Consider the following 19,553-nt stretch of genomic DNA (forward strand, 5'->3'; position numbering starts at 1 on the left):
TGCTGGTGGCGGTCTTCCGGGGCCGGGGAGCCCGTGCCCTCGGCGGCTGGCCCGTCGGTTCTCCCACCGCGCCGGGAGGCGTCTCGTCCTGGGCGGGGTGAGCTGCCTTCTTGGCGGGCTTCCTGGTGGGCTGCGCCGTGTTTGCGGCGGGTTCGTTGGTGGGCTGCGCCGTGTCTTCGGCGGGTTCCTTGATGGGGTGCGGCGCGTCTCTGGCGGCGGCGGGCGGCTCGACCGGACTGCTTCCCGCGTGGGCGGGGGCGGGCTCTGTCTGTCGCGGCAGGGGACGGTCCGGATCCGGTGGCTGGAAGATCACCGGCGCCGCTTTGGCCCGGCGGGGACGCGGGCTCGCCGGTGCCGCAGGGGCCGTCTCGGCAGACTGATCGGTCGCCTGCGGCGGCGTGAACGTGGCCCGCGCCGGGCGCCGGCGCGGGCGCTCAGCAGGCTCCTGGCGGGTCGGTTCGCTGGGCGGCTGCTCCTGCATATCGATGGAGCGTAGTCCCGATCACGCCACCGCACAGCGGTGAAATACCGGGGCGGGCCGCCCCGGTGGGCGTACCCCGGAAGTCGTTTTGCCCCCGGTGGGTGCCGACCTGTATCCTCGGGCGCGGTGGTCTGCGGGCCACCAGGGAGACTTCGCCTAGTCTGGTCTATGGCGCCGCACTGCTAATGCGGTTGGGGTCTTAAAGCCCCTCCCGGGTTCGAATCCCGGAGTCTCCGCGCGAAAGCCGGGTGTGTACACTGGCTGAGCACGAGCGCCCGTAGCTCAATGGATAGAGCATCTGACTACGGATCAGAAGGTTAGGGGTTCGAGTCCCTTCGGGCGCACAAGATCAAAAAAGCCTGACCTGCGGAAACGCAGGTCAGGCTTTTTGCTTGGTGTCCTTGTGTCTGGCTCCGGCTCTGTCCCATCCAGCTCGCGCGAAGACGAGCGTCAGGATGGTCGATTTAGTCGATGCTGATTGATGGACAGGGCTCGCGGTTCGCGTGCTGGTCATATCCGGCGTGCCGGCCTTAACAAGGCGTGTGGGGCGTCGCTGGATCGCCCCGGGTGACCTGGCGGTGGGCCTGCAAGAGCGGTGCAAGGGCGCTGCATGGGCCAGGCGGAATGGTGTCTGCAGACGGGGTGCTCGCAGCGGGGGATGGCACGCGGGCGCTCCGGTTCAGCCATCCACCGAGGGAGATAGATGAAGAAGCTGTTCCGTGCCGCCGCGGTGGTGGTGCTGGCCGCAGCCGCAGGCATCGCCATGGTCGCCACACCGGCCCAGGCCGCGACAACGAAGTGCTACGGCGAAGTCGGCAACCTGTGGGAGGTCGACCTGCCCAACAAGACCGACCTCCTGCTGGGCGCGGACCCGTGCATCGTGCGCGACGGCAGCGGGCTGTACGCATACTTCGACGTCCGCTGGCAGGAGTGTTGCATTCCGGCCTACGGAAGCGGGCACAAGTTCGACGGTGTGAAGATCACCGTACGGCTCGAACGTCGACCCAACGGTTCCAGCACCGACACCGTTGTCACCTCGCGGACCTGTGACATCACCAGCGCGATCAACTCAACCTGGGGCGACATCAGGGCCATGTGCTACACCGACATGAAGTTCGTCTACGACTCCAGCTACGACTGGTCGGCTGACGGCACCATCCAGTGGGACATCGACAACGACGGTGAGTCCTGGAAGCCGGCCAAGAACCTGACGGGCAGCCCGCTGATCACCTGAGCGGCCCACCACACCGCGATCACACAGCCGGATCCCGGCCGCCCACCGGCGGCCGGGATCCTCTGCGTACGCCTGAGCCGGCGCGGCGAACCTCGCCGAGCCGGCCGTTCCGTCTGCACCGCCCCTGCACATGCCTTGCCTGGCATCGAGAGGAGACTCCGTCATAATCTCCCGGGAGGCGCAATGGACATCGACTTCCGCCTGTTGGGGCCGGTCGAAGCCCGCTATCGCGGGCAGTCGGTGGATCTCGGCTCCCGCAAGCAGCGACTCGTGCTGGCCATCCTGGCCCTCGAAGCGGGCCGCGTCGTCCCGCTCGATCGGCTCATTGACCTCATCTGGTCCAGCACGCCACCGAGGGCGGCCCGCAACACCGTGCAGGCTCTCGTGTCGCGACTACGGGCAGCGTTTCGGGCGGCCGGCTGCGCCGACGAAGTGATCGAACACCGCGGTTCGGGCTACGCACTCGCCGTCGACCCGATCACCGTGGACGCCCATCATTTCCAGGCACTGACCGCTCGCGCCCGCAAGGCCGACAAGGCGCAGGCCGTGGGCCTGTACGACGCGGCCACCGCACTGTGGCGCGGGGAAGCGCTTGTCGACGTCGCCCCGGCCGACCTGCGTGAACGGCTCTGCAGCGGGCTCGACGAGGCGCGCTGGGCCGCGGTCGAGGACCGTGTCGACGCACAGCTGCACCTCGGCGACGGGCGCGAGCTACTCGGCGAACTCATCGAGCTGGTGGCGGCGCATCCGCTTCGGCAGCGCCTGGTCGGTCAACTGATGCAGGTGCTGCATCGACAGGGCCGGGCCAGCGACGCCCTGAAGTGCTACCGCCAACTGCGCGTCCGGCTCGCCGAGGAGTTCGGCCTCGACCCTTCGCCCGAGCTTGCCCGGCTGCAGACGGCGATCCTGCGGGCCGACCCATCGCCGGTCATGTCGGGCCCGTCGCCGGCCCTGGAGCGGCCCCGCCCGGCGACGTTACCCCACGCCGTGCGCGGCTTCGTCGGCCGCGAACACCAGTTGGCCCGGCTGGACGAGGCGACCGTGTCGTCCGGGCCGACAAACATCTGGGTCATCACCGGCACCGCCGGGGTGGGCAAATCCGCCCTCGCCGTGCACTGGGCGCACCGGTCTCGGCCGGCCTTTCCGGACGGGCAACTCCACCTGGATCTGCGCGGCTTCACTCCCCGGCAGCGGCCGCTGACCGCAGCCGAGGCGCTCACGCAACTGCTACGCGACCTCGGTAACGATCCCCGGGCCATCCCACCGGACCAGGAGGGGCAGCTTGCGCTCTACCGCTCGACCCTCGCTGACCGGCGGATCCTGCTGCTGCTCGACAACGCCCGGGACGCCGAGCAGGTGATACCCCTGATCCCGTCAGCGGGAACGGTCCTGATCACCAGCCGGCAACGCCTCGGGGACCTCGTGGCGCAGTCCGGGGCGTACCCCCTGGCGCTTGACGTGCTGCCCGCCTCCGACGCCCTCGCGCTGCTGGGCCACGTGCTCGGGCCGGCCGCGGTGGCGGCCGAGCCGCAGGCCGCTGCCGACCTGGCCGGGCTGTGCGGCTACCTGCCGCTGGCGCTGCGGGTGGCCGCGGCGGCGGTGGCGGCGACGCCGGAGCCGCGCATCGCCTCGGTGGTGGCCGATCTGCGTCGCGGTGATCCCCTGTCCGACCTGGTTTTGGACGGCGCGGACAGCAGCGTGGTACAGAGCGCGTTGACGCTCTCCTACCAGGCGCTGCCCGACCGGCAGCGCCGGCTGTTCCGTCTGCTCGGCGTCATGATCGGCGGCACCTTCAGCGCCGAGGCGGTGAGCGTGGTGTCCGGGTTGGCCCCGCTGGACGCGCGCCGGCAGCTACGCGGGCTCGCCGCGGCGCACCTGATCGAGCCACACCCGGATGACAGGTACGGATTCCATGACCTGTTACGCCGGTTCGCCGCCGCCCGGCTGGCCGTCGAGGAGCCTGCCGGCCGGCGCAATGAGGCGCAGCGGGCCCTGCTGGATTTTCTGCTGCGCCGCGCCGACGCCGCCGGACGGCAGTTGATGCCCCACTTCCTCCGGCTGCCCCGCGTGGCGGTCGCCGACGAGGCGGTGGCCACCACCGAGACGGCGCTGTCGTGGCTGGACTGCGAGTGGCCCAACCTGATGGCCGCGATCGAGGACACTGCGGCACACGGCCCGCAGTCGTACGCCTGGCAGTTGGCCGACGCCCTTCGGGCGTACTTCCACCATCGCGGCCACCGGACCGCCTGGCACGCGACAGCCCTCACCGCGCTGCGCGCGGCCCAGTCGGCTGGCGACTGCCACGCGCAGGCCGCGATGCGCCTGAGCGCGGCTCTGGCCTGCGTCAACAGCGGTCGGTATGCCGAAGCACGGGAGCATCTGGTCGACGCGCTCGCCGGCGACCTGGCCCAGGGCTGGCCGGCTGGCGAGTCAGCGGCGCTCAACAACCTCAGCGCCGTACACCAGCGCCTGGGCAACCCGGCGGAGGCCGTCTCGTGCAGCCAACGATCGCTGGCGTACTACCAGCGGGTGTCCAACCTTGACGGCATCGCCATGTCGCTGGCCAATCTCGGGTTCGCCAACTGGCAGCTCGGTCGGCTGGAGGAGGCACGCGACCACTTCAGCGCCGCTCTGGACCAGAGCGAACGCGCCGGGGCTCGCTACAGCACGGCGGTACTGCTGGTGGACCTGGGCAACGTCCACCGGGACCTCGGCGACCATCCGGCTGCGGCTCGCTGCTACACCGACGCGCTGGCGGCCAACCGCCAGCTCGGGTACCGCTACGGCGAGGCGGCGGCGCTGGCCGGGCAGGCCCTGCTCCGCACCACGTCAGGCCCGTCGGCCGAGGCGCTGCGCGACGCCGAAGCCGCGGTGCAGGTGATCGGCCTGGTCGGTGACGAGGGTACGCAAGCATGGACTCGCACCTGCCTCGGCCAGGTGTACCTGCGCAACGACCAACCGGACGCCGCGATTGAGCAGCACCGGGCCGCCCTGGAGACGGCCCGGCGCACCAGCTACCTGTGGTGCCAGGCCGATGCGCTGGCCGGCCTGGCCGAGGCACAGGCACGGCTCGACCGGCACGGAGCTGCTCGGGCGTACGCCGAGCAGGCGCTTGCCCTGGCCAGGCAGGCGGGATACCGTCTCATCGCCGAGCGGGCGGGGCGGGTGCTCACCACCGGCGCCAGTGCCGGCGGTCAGGGACCAGGCTGAGCACCAGGCGGCGCAGCAGCGCGACGTACTCGGGGACTGAGACCTCTTGGCTCTGACCGTTCTCGACTCTGGGGTCTACGGCAGTGACAACGCGGCCGCCGTTGTGGCCGCGTTGCGGGCGAGGGCCTCGCGGGCGCCGTCCGGGCCGAGGGCGATCACCGCACGAACGCGTTCGACGATCGCATCCTCCCAGGGGATCGGGTGCGGGCGGGAACGGTTCAGTTCGCCAGCCTCCTCAGCCAGTGCCGCCGCGCTCAGCGCGGCGTCCCAGTCACCGCGGATCACATGCAGGTAGGCGAGTTCCTCGGCTGCACGTACGTCGGGGTCGGTCAGGCCACGCTCCGCGTCCTGGGCTTCCCACTCCAGCCGGTGGGCGAGCAAGCCCTCCACATCTCCGTAACGGTCCAGGAACGGGATGCCCTGCCGGAGTACGACGTCCCGGATGTCGGCCATCACCGGTTCGTAGCCAGCCAGGGAGTCCGGCTCCGGGAACACTCCCTCCAGCCGCCGTGAGCACGTGTGGCCGTCGGCCCCCGGCACTGCGAGCAACCAGACGATCACCTCCACCTGAAAATTGGGCCGTGGGCGCAGTGGCGGCACGGGTTGCGCCGTCTGGGCGGTCCAGCCGACCGGCCCTCGCACCAGCCGGCCCTCCACGGCACGCCAGCCGTCACCCAGAGCGGGCAGCAGGTACGCGTCGACGGCCTTCTCCCACCTGCCGACATCCACGTGATCATCCCCTTCTCAGCATCGAACGGTGATCGCCGGAACGTTCCGATACCTTGCCGGGAGCTGGTTCTGTAGGTCCCCGTACCACTTGGTTTCGAGCCCCTTGGCACCGGTCTTGAGGTCGAGGATGAGTTCCGGCCGCAGTTCGTCCACGCCGAGCACGACATCCGGCGCCTTGGCGCCCTTCTCCCAGCCCTCTCGTGCGGTGACCGGATTCTTCCACCTCCTGGCGAGCAGACCGTTGCGGTAGCCGACCTCCGCGAACAGGTTGGCCGATGCCGGTTCCGCACCGACGAGCTCCGCGAGTCGTTTGTGCACCCGGTCGCCCCAGTGCCGCGGGGACTCCCCGGGCCACCGCTGCACGTCTTTGCAAGCCTGCTTCGCGAGCTGTTCGACACGGGTCTTCGCCTGCTGCTGACGGGCGTTCAGGGCTGGTGGGTTCGCGCCGGTCGGCAGGTACTCATGAGGCTTGTCCGCCGGCTTGACGCCCAACGTGCCGTTGCGTTTGATCTCGTCGGCGAGGTCGGCGGCCATCTTCTTGGCATCCGCCGTGGTGACCGCCCGGGCGACCGCCGTGTACGTGGCGTACACCTGGTGGGTCTTGGGTTTCCGGGCCGGCGGGATGTAGTACGACGCGCGGCACCGGACCGTTTTGGTGTCCTTCGGCTTCATGACCAGGACTTCCGGGCAGGTCTGCACCGGCCTGCCGTCCAACGTCATGATGATGTTCACCTCGACGGTGACCTGCTTGTCGATCGTCACGTACTTGGATGCCGACGTCACCCTGCTGCGGAGCTTCAGGTTCGCGGTGCAGCCGTTGGTGGTGCAGGGGCTGAGGCTCGCGTCGCCGCTGAGCGACACCTGGACGATGCTGTCGAGGGACTGCGCCAGTACGCCCATCTGACGTTTCACCTCGTCGAACAGCAGCTGCCGCTGGTCGTCAGTGAGAACCTCCAGCTTGGCGCGCAACTCGACGTCACTCACCCGGTGGGCGATCGTTTGAAAGCCGCTTCCCGACTCGGTCACCGGGGTGGTGCTCACACCCAACAGCCGTTTCGGTTCGGCCGTACTGATCAGGTACGTGACACCGCTGAGGACCACCGATCGTGCCTCGACGCCATCCACCGAGGTGACCACGCCCAGTCCGAGCGACTCCTCCTGCTGCGGATAGCCGTTATCGTCGATGCTCGGCACCATGCCGGTGGCGAGCAGAGCCGGCGCCAAGACGTCACCGAAGTCGAATCCAAAGAGGTCACCGGCGACCCGCACCCACCGGTTGGCGAACTTCTTCTCGCGCCCGTCGGTGATCCCGGCCGCACGCCAGAACGCCTCGCCGACCTTGAGGAACGTACGATCGCCAAGGTCCAGGATCTCGGCGGTCTGGCCGTCAGTGATCAGCTTGCCTCGCACCGTGCCTTCATTTGTCACCTGTGCGTCCATGCTGATGCGGTCGCCGTCCGGTCCGGAGAACGACCCCTGGTAGCGGACCGCCGGCGTGGTGAGCAGCTGCTCAGCCGCCTGACTCAACTCCTGATCGGCGGTATTCACCGCCACCTGCGCCTCAGTGGCCCGTTCCTCCTTGCCACCTGGGTTGCCGGTGAAGCGGGGCACCACGACAAGCGCGCCGATCGTGCAGATCAGCAGGAAAGCCAGGGCCAGGCCACCAAACAGCAGCAGGAGCCGTCGCGGCCGTGCCGGTCCCGGCGGCAGTGGCGGTGGCGGTGGGGGTGAAAGCGGCGGTGGTGGCGGGGGAAGCGGTGGCGGCGTCGGGTAATTCATCGCGCCTCGATCCATCGACAGCGAACCGGCGCTGGTCAATGTATACATTGCGGTCAAGCGCGCGTGGTGCCGCTGCGCACGGCGCACGAGCAAGCAAATTCGATTCACCTTCTGCCGCGATCAGCGCGCCGAGGTGTCGCAGATCAGCGCCTGAAAAGGCCACGCGGCATAGAGCATCGGATTACCTGTCAGATGCCATATGCCCCTTGCACCAAACAGCTCGGCTGAGATGTCACGGCTAGCGTCTGCTTCCGCTACCTCGAACGGTGGCCGTTGGGGCGCCGTCCAGGGAGTCGGGGGGCTGGTTATCCTGCGTCGACCGGAGGTTGGCTCCGTTCGATCAGTAAGGCGTCGGCGATGATGTTCAGCAGGTCCTTGGTGTCATCGGAGCTGAGGTCCCCGTTGTCGGCGACCGTACCGACGCCGCCGACGAGCCGGCATACCTGTAGAGATCGGACACCGGGCTGAATCGCCTCCAGCCGCTCGAGGTGGTGCAGGACCGTCGTGTTGGCGGTCACGAGTCCTTGCCACTTGCTGGCCATGGTTGATTCCGGGTTGCCCAGGGCGGTGGTGAACCGGGCCGCGCCACCGCGGTGCACGCTGATGTGCGCGATGAGAGCTTCGAACCAGGTGATGAGCAGCGCGCGAGGGGTCAGGTCGGTGCGGATCACCTCGTCGGCGGCCGATTGGATGCGTCCGATCCAGTCGGCCAGCAGCACGTCCAGCAGATGATCGCGGTCACGGAAGTGGCGATAGAGGGTGCCCGGGCCGACCCCGGCGCGCTTGGCGATCTCGTTCATCGAGGCATTGGTGCCCTGCTCGGTGAACACGTCGCCCGCCACGGCCAGGATGCGGTCGTAACTGCGCTGTGCGTCAGCTCTCATGCGTGATCCCCTTGCTAACCGGAGAGATTCTCCGTATCGTCTTAAGCGGAGAACTTCTCCGATTGTATGCGAAGTCGCAGGTCGACGGCACTGCCCACGACGATCACGAGCGGACCCACCCGCGCGCGAGCAAGACCGCGCCGTTCCAAAAGTTGCCTCAGGCGACACCGCCCTCCGTCATGACAGCCGACCACTGCGATCTCGTCCCCGAAGGGAATCACGCCATGGGAAACATGCAGAACAAGGTCGCCGTGGTGACTGGCGGCATGCGAGGTCTGGGCCACGCCATCGCCGAAGAGCTGATCGCCAACGACGCCACCGTCGTCATCACCGACATCGACCAGGAGGGCGTCGACGAGGCCGCCGCCGCACTCGGCCCCCACTGTGTCGGCGTCCTGGCCGACGTCACCGACGCGGCCGTCATGAACGACGTCATGCGCGACGTCGCCACGCGGCACGGCCGAATCGACGTCGTCGTCGCCAACGCCGGGGTCGGCGACAGCGCCGTGCTGGGCACCATTACCGAGCGGCAGTTCAACAAGATCTTCGACATCAACGTCAAGGGCGTCCTGCTCACCATCCAAGCGGCCCTGCCACACCTCAGCTCCACCGGCTCAATCATCCTCCTCGGCTCCACCGGCTCGATCCAGGCGCAGCAAGGCATGAGCCTCTACTGCGGGTCGAAAGCAGCGCTGCGGGGAAGCCTCCGAGGCTGGATCCAGGAGGTCAGGGGCACCGGCGTGAGAATCAACCTCCTCAGCCCCGGCGCGGTCGACACCCCATCGCTGCGGCTCGCCTTCGAGGGAGCCTCCGGAGCTGACAAGGTGGACGAACTGGTGACCAAGATGGGTGAGCACAACCCCCTCGGACGGCTCGTCCAGCCCGAGGAGGTGGCCAAGGCAGCCCTCTTCCTCGCCAGCGAGGACTCCAGCGCCATCACCGGAATCGAGCTGTTCGTCGACGGGGGCGTGGCGCAGACCGGCTGACCAGCGGGCCGACCCGCCCTCGCGGGGGTGCGCCGATGAGCAGAGATCGAGCACCCCCGCTCCGCTGGCTCCCGCCACGGCAATCTCAGGGACGTCCCGTGACTGGTGGAAGGTGCCGCCTGGCAATGGGCTGGTGGTCAGCCGGTGAGAATGATGTCAAGAAGGCTGGCGACGCCGAAAGCCGCGTCGGCCAATGTGTTCGCGCCGTGGCGGTGGTCGCGCAGGATCTTGAAGCACCTCATTCAGACCAGGGCGCACTGCCCACAGAGGACGCCGACGGTTCAGACGGCTAGGGGTTCGAGTCCCATCGGGCACAAGGTGACCCAGCACGTCCTGAATCCGAAGGTCCCCGCTCGCCCAACTGCTCGAAATGCCGATTGATATTGCGCGACCCGCCCGCGGTGCCAGTGTCTGTGGCGGACAGCGAGCGCGTCAGTCCTCGTCCGGCACTTGGTCGGGTGACCACCGACCCAGGTGCACGGCCGGTTTGCCCTCGACGTCCTCGTCGGCAAGCGTGGCCGCGTCGGTGAGGACACCGTGCATGACCGGCACCGGCAGGTGTGGGTTGGCGGCGGCTGCTCCGGCCGTTGCCGGGTCGTCGAACATTTCGAGCACGCGACTGGGTGAGAGTCGTGGGTCACCGGCCGTCGACTCCCGTACGACCGGATGCGGGTCGTTGCTGAGCCGCTCGATGAGCTTCGGCGCTGCCTCGGGATCGAGGACCACCAGGGCTCGGGCCTGCGGGTCCGGCGAGTCTGTCAGGCGGGCCAGCCCGACGCGCTGGAAGCTGGGGTGGCCCAGCAGTCGGCCTCGGGTCATCGTCGTCGCCTCGAGGTACGTGTTGAGCACCGTCTCGGGGGCGACGTCGGGGTGGCGCTCGCACAACAGGAGCCGGACGGCGAAGTCGTCGTCGTTGGCGAGCGTGGCGATGTGGTCGGCGGCCAGGTGGGGGTTGCAGGCGACGCTGCGGCGTAGACCGATGTGGGCCGAGAGCACGCAGCGGCGCTGGATCTCTGGGTCGCGGGTGTCGATCGCCCAACGGGCGGGCTGGATCCGGTCGTCGCGTCCGACGTGGTAGTCGATCTCTGCGCGTTGCTCCTCGCTGAGCTCGGGGCGCATCGAAACGGCGAGTCGGACCGCGGGCGACGGGTCCACCGCTAGCCGGGCGACGAGGTCGGCGGGCAGCTTGGGATCGGCGGCGGCGGCAGCGCGCGTCCATTCGTTGGTGGCGCCGGCCTGCGCCTCGGCCTCCGGCCTGTCCTGCGGCGGCTCGTCGGCCGGCGCCGATGGTGATACGGCCGGCCATAGCCGGGCGCGGAGGTCCTGCGGCAGCCACCGCGAGTCAGCCATGATCAGTTCCAGCCCCGGGTTCCGTTCGAGCAGCCGCTCGTACGCCCACGTGGGCAACGCCGGCTGTGGCGTCCACGTCCACGCGAGGAACCAGTCGGGGCCTTCGGCGAGCGCGCGAAGTACGCCGGGTTCTGGATCCTCAACCAGCCTGGCCCGCTGTTCGGGGGTGACGTGCAGCGCTTGGGCCAGCAGTTCGCGCACCTTGCGGTCGGGGTGGTCGGCCAACACCTCGAACTGTTCGTCGGTCCATTCCTTGCGGAAGGTCAGGGCGAAATCCACCTCCTTCAGTTGCTCGTCGACGAGCCGCCGCAACAGGTCGGCGGGGATGGTGGGGTTGCGGGCCAGGCCGCGCAGCCGAGCCCGGGCGGGCTTTCGGTAGTGGGCGAGGAACGCGTCGTTGACGTGCAGCGGGACCTCCGGGATTGGTCGTCAAGACCTGCGAGAAGCCACCGTAGAAGGAGAACACGCAGTTCGACAGGGCCGTACGACCGAGTGATTCACGTCGTTGCAGGCGCTAGGCTGTGGTGGCCGCAACCTGCCGATGAAGCGCTGTTCTGCCGCGATCAGCGCGCTGAGGTTTCGCATAACAGTTGCCGGACGGCTATAGCGGATCAGCCGACGGACGGCACTGCCGACAGGCCCCGTCCGGGAAGGCTGGCCGGACTGGCCGCGACCTGTAGCGGTCGGCGTGGGCGCATGCCCAGCGGCGCGAGGGCGCTACCGAGGTGGGTAGCGGAACGCACGTTCCCAGCACGAGCTGCACACGCAGCGCCGGCGTCCAGACGTGCCGTCAGTGCGTCGGCGTGTGTGTCTGGGGCTGCCCCAACTCCGCCAGCAGTCCGGGAGGGGTAAGGGCTACGGCTTCTCGGCGACGAACGTCCCGCGCGCTGGAAGCGTCACGACGAGACCACGTTCCCGCAGCAGGCGGATAGCCGCTCGGACCGTGCCCCGAGCCACGCCGTACTCCTGCTGGAGGTGGGCCTCGGAGGGGAGCGGCTGACGAGGCTTGAGCTTTCCGGACTCGATCTTCTTGGCGAGGAGATCCGCGAGCTGGATGTAGAGCGCTACCGGACTCATCTCGTCAACCATGATCGACACCTTATGGACGCCTAGCACGGGCGGGCCGTTGGGTACCTATCAGACGTCTTGTACTTACAGCAACAGCTATACGAACTGTACAAGTTGAACTAGATTGAGGTCAGACCTTCGCCAAGGTAGGAGGCTCCTCGTGAAGCTCTGGCCGTTCGCCTGTCCTGCTCCACCCCACCCGAAGCGGGAGGGGGCACAGTGAGCGCGGTGCCGTTCGAGGTCGAGCTTTCCTGGACGGTGATCGATTACCACCGCATGCAGAGGTGTCGCCGTTGCCACCCGGACGGCTGGTGCCCGAGGGCTGCGGTAGCCCGGGCACGGATCGTGGCGTGGCGACGGGCGGTGGGTCGTGCACCCGTTCAGGAGTGGTGACCTCCTGCACCTCACGCCGGCGGCCAGCGTCCAGTTCTCCCGGCCGTTCTACTTCCGGCTCATCCGCGTACTCGAAGACCGGATCACGTACGACGGGTGGGCCTGGATCGAGGGGTACGAGTTGGACCCCCGGGGAGATGCGGTAGCCCGGCGGGAACTCTTCGTCCAGCCTGGCGGTCTCCGGAAACTCACGCCTTCGCGACCCAGGAGCGGAGCTTGTCGGGGTTGAGTACGGCCCAGATGTGGTTGATGCGGTCGTCGCGGACGTCGAACGCCATCACCGACACGGTGCTGCCGTCCCGCAGAGCAACGAGACCGGGCTGGCCGTTGACCGTGCACTCCTGGAGCGTCACGCCGGCCGCCGCAGTGGGCCGGTCGACGAAGAAGCGGGCAACCTGCTCGGCTCCCTCGACCGGGTGGAGCGCGGCGGTGACGAGCCCTCCGCCGTCGCCGGTCGCCGTGGCGTCGGGTCCGAGCAGGCCGATGAGCGCCTCGATGTCGGTGGCCTCCCAGGCGCGTTTGAAGGCCCGGACGAGATCGCTACGTCGGCCTGACGCGCCAGCGCCCGCGTCCGGCTGCGGGACGCGGATGCGCCGCCGAGCCGACGCCGCGAGCTGGCGGCATGCCCCGGGGGTACGGCCGACGATCGCGGCCACATCGGCGAAGGGGTAGCCGAAGACGTCGTGCAGGATGAACGCGACCCGTTCGGCAGGGGTCATCGCGTCGAGGACGACGAGGAAGGCCATGCTGACCGACTCGTCGAGGGTGACCCGGTCGGCGGGATCGGCGTCGCCGTTCGACTGGCCGCTGATCCATTCAGCCCGGTCGGGCAGCGGTTCCGGGATCCATTCGCCGACGTAACGCTCGCGCCTGACCCGCGCCGAGCGGAGCAGGTCCAGGCAGATGCGGCTGGCAACTGTCGTCAGCCAGCCACCGGGTGCGTCGATGTCCTCCTGCTGGCGGGGGGACATGGCGTACCAGCGGGCGTAGGTCTCCTGCACGACGTCCTCCGCGTCGGCCAGGGAGCCCAGCAGCCGGTACGCCAGGTTGGTCAGCTGACGCCGCTCCCTGATGATCGCGCTGAGGTTCGGATCGGACCGGTCGTGCAGCCGCTCGGACGGGTGGGCCATGAGTTCACCGGCTCCTTCAGACGATCTGGCTCACCCCTTACGACGAACCGTCGCCGCGAATTGTGCGGTCGCAGGTCGCCTCACATCTTCTCGCGCTGTCTCGTCGTACCGGTCAGAACCGCAGAGGGAGGAGATCGACCGTGGAACCCGTGCACCTCGCGATCATCTACTACAGCTCCACCGGCACCATCCACACGTTGGCGCGAGCTGCCGTCGAAGGGGCCGAGAAGGCCGGCGCCACCGTGCGACTGCGCAAGGTCGCCGAAACCGCCCCGGCGGCGGCGGTCAGCGCCAGGCCGGAGTGGGACCAGCACCTGAAGGACACCGTGGACATTGCCGAGGCCAGCCACGACGATGTGGATTGGGCCGACGCGGTGCTCTTCGGCACTCCGACCCGCTTCGGCAGCCCGGCCAGCCAGCTACGCGCATTCATCGACACCACCGGCCCGCTGTGGTTCGGGGGCAAGCTCGCCGACAAGGTGTACTCGGCCTTCACCTCATCCAACACGCCGCACGGCGGCCAGGAGTCGACTCTCCTGGCGTTGATGAACACCTTCTGCCACTGGGGCGGCATCATCGTGCCCCCCGGCTACACCGACCCCGTTCAGTTCCAGGCCGGCAACCCCTACGGCACCTCCCACGTGGTCGGCGACGGCCCGCCCGGCGAGGCGGTCCTCCAGGCGGCCCGCCATCAGGCCCGCCGGGTCGTCGACATCACCGCCCGCCTCAAGGCGGGCGCTGCCGCCTGATCACGCCGCAGCTCGTCTGCACGGGATCTTCAGAAGGAATAAAGAACTGGCCGGTAGGTTCGTGGCGCAGTTCTGCCGGCTATTTCTTGTTGGAGATGACGTGAAAAAGCGCAAAGCTCTCACGGCCACGTTCGCTACCGCCGCGGCCGTCGTGGCCTCGGTGACGGTCGCCCCGACGGCCGCGCAGGCGGTGTACAGGTGCGCCGAGAAGTATGTGGAGGTCTGCTTCTACGAGAACTTCGGCTGGACGGGTTCGACCATGGCGTTCCGGACCGTCGATGCCGGCGCCAGCTTCGCCGATTTCCGCTGGTACCAGTACACCAACGGAAAAAACCTGAACGATTCAGCGTCCTCCGTGTGGAACGGCAGTAATCACACGATCGGTGTCTTCGAGCACGGCTTCGCCGCCGGCAGCGGCGGCGGCAGGATCACGTTCGTCCCCGCGCACAGTGGAGTGGATTTCCGGGGTGGCGGAGACGAGATCCCGAATGACTCCGCGTCCGCGTTCGTAGTGTTCTACGACTGAGCCTTGTCGTGACGGCTGCTCGTCGGCAGCCCCAGATCGACCTGGCGCCCCGGACGCCGGTCGGGCAGCGGTTGTCTACGTGAAGCTCAGAGCGTCGGTCCGGGCGCGTTTGAGTTCGGAGAAAGCCGGACAGCCGGCGAGCAGACGGGCACCGTCGAAGACGCGCAGGGCGTCTTCTCCGCGTGGGATCGAGGAGAGGACGGGGCCGAAGAAGGCCACGCCGTCGACCACGATCGTCGGGGTGCCGAGGTCCTCACCCACGAGCTGCTGCGCGCGGGCGGTGCTCGCCCGCATCTGGTCGTCAACGTCGCTCCGGCCGGCGGTGTCGGCCAGGTCGGCGGGAAGGTCCACCTCGGCCAGGGCCGCCGGGATGACGGCGTCGAAGTCCTTGTCGCCCTCGTCGTGGATCCGCCGTCCGAGCGCGGGGTACAGACGCGCGAGGGCGGCGGACCCGTGTCGGGTGCCGGCCGCCGTGCACACCCGCGCCGGACCCCAGGCCCGGTCGTTGAACTCGCGGTACCAGGGCTCCAGGTCGCGATGCTCGTTGACGACGGCGAGGCTCATCACCTCGAACCGCAGGGCGATCGGTCGCAGACGGGCGACCTCCATGAGCCACCGCGAGGTGATCCAGGCGAACGGACAGGACGGGTCGACGTAGGCCGTGACTGCGGGAGCGGGCACTTCAGGAGCTTTATCTTCCACGGAAGAGAACTATATCTGCCGTGGAAGATATAGTGCAAGCGTGAACGAGGACCGGGTTGCCGAGATCGTGGGTCAGTGGCGTCGTGAACGACCTGACCTGGACCCCAGCCCGCTGTTGATCATCGGTCGGATCCAGCACCTGGCCGAGGTGCTCGACGCGGCCCTGCGGCCGCCGTTCGCCGCCGCAGGTCTCGGCAACGGCGAGTTCGACATGCTCGCCGCGCTGCGCCGGGAGGGCGAGCCGTACGCGCTCACGGCGGGTCAGTTGAGTGAACGGATGCTCGTCACCACCGGTGCGGTGACCAAGCGCGTGGACCGGTTGATCGCCCGGGGTCTCGTGTCGCGCTCGGTCTCCGAGGTCGACGCGCGCGGCAGGGTGGTGGGTCTGACCCCGGCCGGGGTGACGTTGACCGACCGGCTCATCGAGGAGCACCTGGCGAACGAGGCGGCGATTCTCCGAGGCCTGACCGACAGCGACCGCAGAGCGCTCGAGCGCCTACTGGCGATGTTGACGGGGACCGCGGGTTCGTGAGCCCGGCACACTGAAGCACGTTCCCGGTCTCCGTGGTCCGGACGCCTGGGCAGTGACGCCAAAGGAGCGCGGCTCGTCGTACCAGCCTCGGTGGGCCACCGAAGGTGGTATCAATTCTCAAAAGGTGAAGAATCCGGGCAAAGTCGGGCGGCGGGATGTCGACAGGCGCAGCAACGCTGCTTCGCAAGGCGGAGCGGCCGCAGCGGCCGAGCCTCCTGGAACTCTTCTTCGACCTGGTGTTCGTCTTCGCGCTCAACCGGGTCTCTCACCGGCTCGTCGAAGACCTGACCCAGCGAAGGATGGTTCTCGCCGAAGTCGGCGAGACGTTGCTGTTGCTGATGGCCTTCATGTCGCTCTGGTTCGTCACGGCGTGGGTCACCGATCTCTACGACTCCGAGCGGCCACAGGTCCAGTTCGTGGTCTACACGGCCATGCTCGGCGCCCTGATGATGGCGGTCGCGGTGCCGGAGGCGTTCGGTGCCGGGGGTCTGGTCTTCGCCGGCTCGTACGTGGCGGTGCACATCGTCCGTGGCCTCGTCATCGTGCCGGCGTTGCGCGGTCTGGAGGCCCAGAGTCGGGCGGCGGGCGTGCTCCTGTGGTTCTCGATGTCCGCCGTGCCGTGGATCGTCGGAGCGCTGCTGCCGGATGCGGCGCGGACGCTGCTGTGGGCGCTCGCGCTCGCCATCGACGGTACGGCGCTGCTGCTCTTCTACCCCGCCCCGTGGAACATCTCCAGCCGGCCCAAGTGGCCCGTGTCGGCGGAGTACATCTCCGAGCGGTACCGGCAGTTCTTCATCATCGCGCTCGGTGAGCTGATCCTGACCACCGGATCGGCCTACAGCGACGCGTCGTTCCAAGAGGGCGGCGCCGCCGCGGCGTTCGCCGTCTCGTTCGCCACGACCGTGCTGTTGTTCCGGGTGTACCTCTTCAGGGCGGGCCAGTTGCTGCCCGGGGCGCTCGACGCCGCGCGTAACCCGGCGCACCTCATCCGTGAGGCGTTCCTCGCCCACATGCTCATGGTCGTCGGGACCGTTGCCATCGCCGTCGGCTACGAAATCGTGATCACCCATCCGTCCGGGCACACCGACGCGTCGTGGATCGTCGCCATCCTCGGTGGACCGGTGCTGTTCCTGGCCGGGCGTGCCCTGGTCGAACACGCGGTGTTCGCGCGGGTGTCCCGCTCGCGGCTGATCGGCGTCTTCCTGCTGGTCGCCGTCTCGCCCACGATGACCCTCGTCCCGCCACTGGCCGTGGCCGGCACCGCCGTCGTCGTCCTGGCCGGCATCGCCATCTCCGATGCGATACGCGCCATGGGTAAACCCCCGGAGCAGCCCTCTCCACCCGGCGTCGGCGGTTGACGGGAAACGGTTGAGCCTTTCCCTACTATGATCCCATCTATGGCTTTTTGTCCGTTCGGCTGGGCAGGCTGATGGCCAGGCGTTGGCGCTTCCGGCGGCGGACACGACCGGGGGATGAGGCTGCGCTGCAGGGCAGCGCTCTCCGGGACCCGAGCCGGACCGTGTTCTTCAGTGATGGCGTCTTCGCCATCTCCATCACGCTTCTGGTGCTGGAGATCCACCCGCCCGAGGACACCGCCAACCTCGGTCGGGGTCTGGTCGAGCTGTGGCCCTCGTTCCTGGCGTACGTGCTGAGCTTCTTCCTGATCGCTTCGATCTGGGCCAACCACCATGTCATGTTCGACCAGGTCGTCGCCGCTGATCGAGGGCTGCTCCTGCTCAACACCGTGCTGCTGATGACCGTGGCGTTCGTGCCGTTCGCGGCCTCCGTACTCGCGGCGGCCTTTCGCAACGGGTCGGGCGAGCCGCTCGCCGTGCTGTTCTTCGGCGGCTCCTTCGGCCTGGGGGCGATCTTCTTCAACGCCCTCTGGTGGTACGCGCTGCGTGCGTCAAAGTTGTTGAATCCGCGAGTCAGTGCGCACGCGGGAATGCTGGTGGGCAGACGCTTTCTGGCGGGACCGGTGCTGACTTTTCTCGGTGCGGCGGTCGGTACGGTCGCCCCCGCCGCCGGGCTGGTCATCTACGCCCTGATGATCCCCATTTTCTGGCTGCCCCTGCCCGCGCTCGAACCGGTCCCTCTCGACGGATGACGCGCGGAGGAGGCGGAAACCGCCATCCCCCGCGCGTTGCCAGGGTCGTCAGACCCCTACCTACCGTCGGTCAGGCCGTCGCCGCAGGTGCTGAGGCCGGCGAGCAGGACAGTTCAGAGTTCGACGACGCCGCCGTCGGCGACGAGGTCGAACCCGGTGACGTAGCTGCTCTGGTCGGAGGCCAGGTAGTAGACGGCGTCGGCCATCTCCTCGGGTCGGCCGAGCCGACCCAGCGGGATGATCGACTTGAACATCTCGACTCCGGCCTGCCTCTCGGTCGGATTCGAGAACTGGTCGTCCAAGATCGTCGTCTCGATCACGCCGGGGCTCAGCACGTTCACCCGAATGCCCTGATCCTTGAGCTCCGCGGCGAAGGTTCGGCCGAAGGATCGGATCGCGGCCTTGGTGGCGGCGTACGCGCCATAGGCCGGGAATCCCTTCACGTTCATGCCGGAGGAGACCAGGACGATGCTGCCGGCCCGATCGAAGAGCGGCAGTGCCTTCTGCACCGTGAAGTACGTACCCCGGGCGTTGGTGTTGAAAATCTTGTCGAAGTGTTCAGGGTCGGCTTGGGCCGTCGGCCGGATTTCGACAGTGCCCGCGTTGGCGACGAGGATGTCGAGTCGGCCCTGCTCATCGCGGATCGTGGCGTAGAGCCGATCAAGGTCGTCCAGCTTCGAGATGTCGCCCGTGACGGCTCGGACGTCGTGCCCGATCTCGGCCATGGCCTTGTCCAGTTCCTCGGCGCGGCGGCCGGTGATGTAGACGTAGGCGCCTTCGTCGACGAGCCGCTTTGCCGCTGCCAAGCCGATGCCGGCGCTTCCGCCGGTGACGAGTGCGATCTTGCCGGTGAGCGTCTTGCTCATGGTTGCTCCTCTGTCATGGCCAGGTTCTGTACTGGTCTGACAAAAACCTATCTCGGTTCTGTACCGAGCTGACAAGAACTCGGAGTGTGTTCTGTACTACACGGACAAGAACGCGTTATCCTGGCGGTATGGCCCGACCACGCAACTTCGACGAGCAGACCGTCATCGAGGCCGCCGTCCGTGTGTTCCGGACGGGCGGCTACACCGGCACCAGCCTCGACGACATCTCAGGCGCCACAGGTGTGGGTCGAGGCAGCCTCTACGCGTCGTTCGGCGACAAACACGCCGTCTTCATGAAGGCTCTCCGGGAGTACGTCCGACAGGCGCTGGTGCAGACACACGAGGAACTCGACGGTCCGGACGAGACGGCGGTCGACCGACTGCACGCCTGGATCGTGTCGGGTGCTGGTTTCGTGCTCCGCGACGACGAGCGCTTCGGCTGTATGGCCGGCAAGTTCGCCCTGGAGGTGGCCGACCACGACGCTGCGGCGCACGAGGTGATCCTCGGCGTCTTCTCGGAGCAGCAGCGGATCCTGACCGACTGCGTCGCGGCTGCGCAACGCCACGGCGACATCGACGCCGAGGCCAACGGCTGTGCCATCGCCTGCATGATCCTGTCTCTCAACCGGGGAATGGACGTCATGGCCAAGGGCGGCATCGACCAGGGCGCGCTCGACGCCGCCGCCGAGCAGGCGTTCAGCGGGCTGCCGCTCACCGAGGCGTACCGAAGTCGCCGTAAGAGCAGCTAGAGAGCAGAAGGGCGCGGCCCGCCGGACGTGGGACGCGCCGCCCGGTGACTTGTCGAACCCGCGCGGCGGTCGTCAGCC

Annotated in this window: 18 protein-coding genes and 2 tRNA genes; 12 read left to right on the forward strand and 8 right to left on the reverse strand. The window is 68.3% G+C overall.

Translation table 11 applies throughout. The annotated features are described in order from the left end of the window. Positions 1 to 626: 626 nt before the first annotated feature. The 4 genes from ABZ272_RS05830 to ABZ272_RS05845 all read left to right on the forward strand — a co-directional run bounded on the left by ABZ272_RS05830 (position 627) and on the right by ABZ272_RS05845 (position 4,925). Positions 627 to 717, forward strand: a tRNA-Ser gene (locus tag ABZ272_RS05830). A gap of 35 nt (positions 718 to 752) precedes the next feature. Continuing rightward, a tRNA-Arg gene (locus tag ABZ272_RS05835) sits at positions 753 to 825 on the forward strand. Between the two features lie 359 nt (positions 826 to 1,184). Further along, positions 1,185 to 1,715: a hypothetical protein gene (locus tag ABZ272_RS05840; protein ID WP_355048714.1), complete on the forward strand. Its 531-nt coding sequence runs from the start codon at positions 1,185 to 1,187 to the stop codon at positions 1,713 to 1,715. Positions 1,716 to 1,898: 183 nt separating this feature from the next. After that, positions 1,899 to 4,925: a BTAD domain-containing putative transcriptional regulator gene (locus tag ABZ272_RS05845; protein WP_355048715.1), complete on the forward strand. Its 3,027-nt coding sequence runs from the start codon at positions 1,899 to 1,901 to the stop codon at positions 4,923 to 4,925. A 75-nt stretch (positions 4,926 to 5,000) separates the two neighbouring features. Here ABZ272_RS05845 and ABZ272_RS05850 read toward each other — a convergent pair whose 3' ends face one another. The 3 genes from ABZ272_RS05850 to ABZ272_RS05860 form a co-directional block, all read right to left on the reverse strand. Next, positions 5,001 to 5,654 carry a hypothetical protein gene (locus ABZ272_RS05850; RefSeq protein WP_355048716.1) on the reverse strand — a complete coding sequence of 218 codons (654 nt, stop codon included), beginning with the start codon at positions 5,652 to 5,654 and terminating at the stop codon, positions 5,001 to 5,003. 15 nt (positions 5,655 to 5,669) lie between these two features. Continuing rightward, entirely contained in the window at positions 5,670 to 7,472 is a 1,803-nt protein-coding gene (locus ABZ272_RS05855) for a hypothetical protein (RefSeq protein ID WP_355048717.1), read from the reverse strand. Between the two features lie 266 nt (positions 7,473 to 7,738). Continuing rightward, positions 7,739 to 8,275: a TetR/AcrR family transcriptional regulator gene (locus ABZ272_RS05860; RefSeq protein ID WP_355048718.1), complete on the reverse strand. Its 537-nt coding sequence runs from the start codon at positions 8,273 to 8,275 to the stop codon at positions 7,739 to 7,741. 104 nt (positions 8,276 to 8,379) lie between these two features. Here ABZ272_RS05860 and ABZ272_RS05865 point away from each other — a divergent pair, with 104 nt between their 5' ends. Further along, on the forward strand, positions 8,380 to 9,303 hold the full coding sequence (locus tag ABZ272_RS05865; protein WP_355048719.1) for an SDR family oxidoreductase: 924 nt from the start codon (positions 8,380 to 8,382) through the stop codon (positions 9,301 to 9,303). 432 nt (positions 9,304 to 9,735) lie between these two features. On the opposite strand, the gene ABZ272_RS05870 is transcribed toward ABZ272_RS05865, so the two are convergent. Further along, on the reverse strand, positions 9,736 to 10,965 hold the full coding sequence (locus ABZ272_RS05870) for a hypothetical protein (RefSeq protein WP_355048720.1): 1,230 nt from the start codon (positions 10,963 to 10,965) through the stop codon (positions 9,736 to 9,738). Positions 10,966 to 11,508: 543 nt separating this feature from the next. After that, on the reverse strand, positions 11,509 to 11,742 hold the full coding sequence (locus ABZ272_RS05875) for a GntR family transcriptional regulator (RefSeq protein ID WP_124822455.1): 234 nt from the start codon (positions 11,740 to 11,742) through the stop codon (positions 11,509 to 11,511). A gap of 349 nt (positions 11,743 to 12,091) precedes the next feature. Between ABZ272_RS05875 and ABZ272_RS05880 the strand changes: the two genes are divergently transcribed. After that, a complete protein-coding gene (locus ABZ272_RS05880; RefSeq protein WP_355048721.1) occupies positions 12,092 to 12,343 on the forward strand; it encodes a hypothetical protein in 252 nt (83 codons plus the stop codon). Here ABZ272_RS05880 and sigJ read toward each other — a convergent pair. Next, positions 12,303 to 13,244 (reverse strand): RNA polymerase sigma factor SigJ, encoded by a 942-nt coding sequence (gene sigJ, locus ABZ272_RS05885; protein ID WP_355048722.1) that lies wholly within the window; start codon positions 13,242 to 13,244, stop codon positions 12,303 to 12,305. The two genes, ABZ272_RS05880 and sigJ, sit on opposite strands and share 41 nt — an antisense overlap. Positions 13,245 to 13,384: 140 nt before the next feature. Between sigJ and wrbA the strand changes: the two genes are divergently transcribed. Both wrbA and ABZ272_RS05895 read left to right on the forward strand, forming a co-directional pair. Then, complete coding sequence (gene wrbA / locus ABZ272_RS05890) at positions 13,385 to 13,993, forward strand: NAD(P)H:quinone oxidoreductase (protein ID WP_355048723.1); 609 nt, start codon at positions 13,385 to 13,387, stop codon at positions 13,991 to 13,993. 61 nt (positions 13,994 to 14,054) lie between these two features. Next, positions 14,055 to 14,519 (forward strand): peptidase inhibitor family I36 protein, encoded by a 465-nt coding sequence (locus ABZ272_RS05895; RefSeq protein WP_355048724.1) that lies wholly within the window; start codon positions 14,055 to 14,057, stop codon positions 14,517 to 14,519. A 75-nt stretch (positions 14,520 to 14,594) separates the two neighbouring features. Here the strand turns inward: ABZ272_RS05895 and ABZ272_RS05900 are convergent, their stop codons facing one another. Then, on the reverse strand, positions 14,595 to 15,128 hold the full coding sequence (locus ABZ272_RS05900; RefSeq protein ID WP_355048800.1) for a disulfide bond formation protein DsbA: 534 nt from the start codon (positions 15,126 to 15,128) through the stop codon (positions 14,595 to 14,597). Positions 15,129 to 15,261: 133 nt separating this feature from the next. Here ABZ272_RS05900 and ABZ272_RS05905 point away from each other — a divergent pair, with 133 nt between their 5' ends. From ABZ272_RS05905 to ABZ272_RS05915, 3 genes are all read left to right on the forward strand, one after another. Beyond that, positions 15,262 to 15,753 carry a MarR family transcriptional regulator gene (locus ABZ272_RS05905; RefSeq protein WP_355048725.1) on the forward strand — a complete coding sequence of 164 codons (492 nt, stop codon included), beginning with the start codon at positions 15,262 to 15,264 and terminating at the stop codon, positions 15,751 to 15,753. 155 nt (positions 15,754 to 15,908) lie between these two features. Continuing rightward, a complete protein-coding gene (locus ABZ272_RS05910) occupies positions 15,909 to 17,111 on the forward strand; it encodes a low temperature requirement protein A (RefSeq protein WP_355048726.1) in 1,203 nt (400 codons plus the stop codon). Positions 17,112 to 17,158: 47 nt separating this feature from the next. Further along, on the forward strand, positions 17,159 to 17,860 hold the full coding sequence (locus ABZ272_RS05915; protein ID WP_355048727.1) for a TMEM175 family protein: 702 nt from the start codon (positions 17,159 to 17,161) through the stop codon (positions 17,858 to 17,860). Positions 17,861 to 17,973: 113 nt separating this feature from the next. Here ABZ272_RS05915 and ABZ272_RS05920 read toward each other — a convergent pair whose 3' ends face one another. Then, on the reverse strand, positions 17,974 to 18,801 hold the full coding sequence (locus ABZ272_RS05920; protein ID WP_355048728.1) for a glucose 1-dehydrogenase: 828 nt from the start codon (positions 18,799 to 18,801) through the stop codon (positions 17,974 to 17,976). A 53-nt stretch (positions 18,802 to 18,854) separates the two neighbouring features. Between ABZ272_RS05920 and ABZ272_RS05925 the strand changes: the two genes are divergently transcribed. Next, entirely contained in the window at positions 18,855 to 19,475 is a 621-nt protein-coding gene (locus tag ABZ272_RS05925) for a TetR/AcrR family transcriptional regulator (protein WP_355048729.1), read from the forward strand. Positions 19,476 to 19,553: the final 78 nt, after the last annotated feature.

This window comes from Micromonospora sp. NPDC005979 (assembly GCF_040614415.1).
Taxonomy (GTDB): domain Bacteria; phylum Actinomycetota; class Actinomycetes; order Mycobacteriales; family Micromonosporaceae; genus Micromonospora.

Bases quoted from the DNA above. Each gene is read 5' to 3' on its own strand.
- ABZ272_RS05925 (WP_355048729.1), top strand. From the start codon at position 18,855: ATGGCCCGACCACGCAACTTCGACGAGCAGACCGTCATCGAGGCCGCC.
- ABZ272_RS05910 (WP_355048726.1), top strand. From the start codon at position 15,909: ATGTCGACAGGCGCAGCAACGCTGCTTCGCAAGGCGGAGCGGCCGCAG.
- sigJ (WP_355048722.1), bottom strand. From the start codon at position 13,244: ATGGCCCACCCGTCCGAGCGGCTGCACGACCGGTCCGATCCGAACCTC.
- ABZ272_RS05875 (WP_124822455.1), bottom strand. From the start codon at position 11,742: ATGGTTGACGAGATGAGTCCGGTAGCGCTCTACATCCAGCTCGCGGAT.
- ABZ272_RS05840 (WP_355048714.1), top strand. From the start codon at position 1,185: ATGAAGAAGCTGTTCCGTGCCGCCGCGGTGGTGGTGCTGGCCGCAGCC.
- ABZ272_RS05845 (WP_355048715.1), top strand. From the start codon at position 1,899: ATGGACATCGACTTCCGCCTGTTGGGGCCGGTCGAAGCCCGCTATCGC.
- ABZ272_RS05900 (WP_355048800.1), bottom strand. From the start codon at position 15,128: ATGGAGGTCGCCCGTCTGCGACCGATCGCCCTGCGGTTCGAGGTGATG.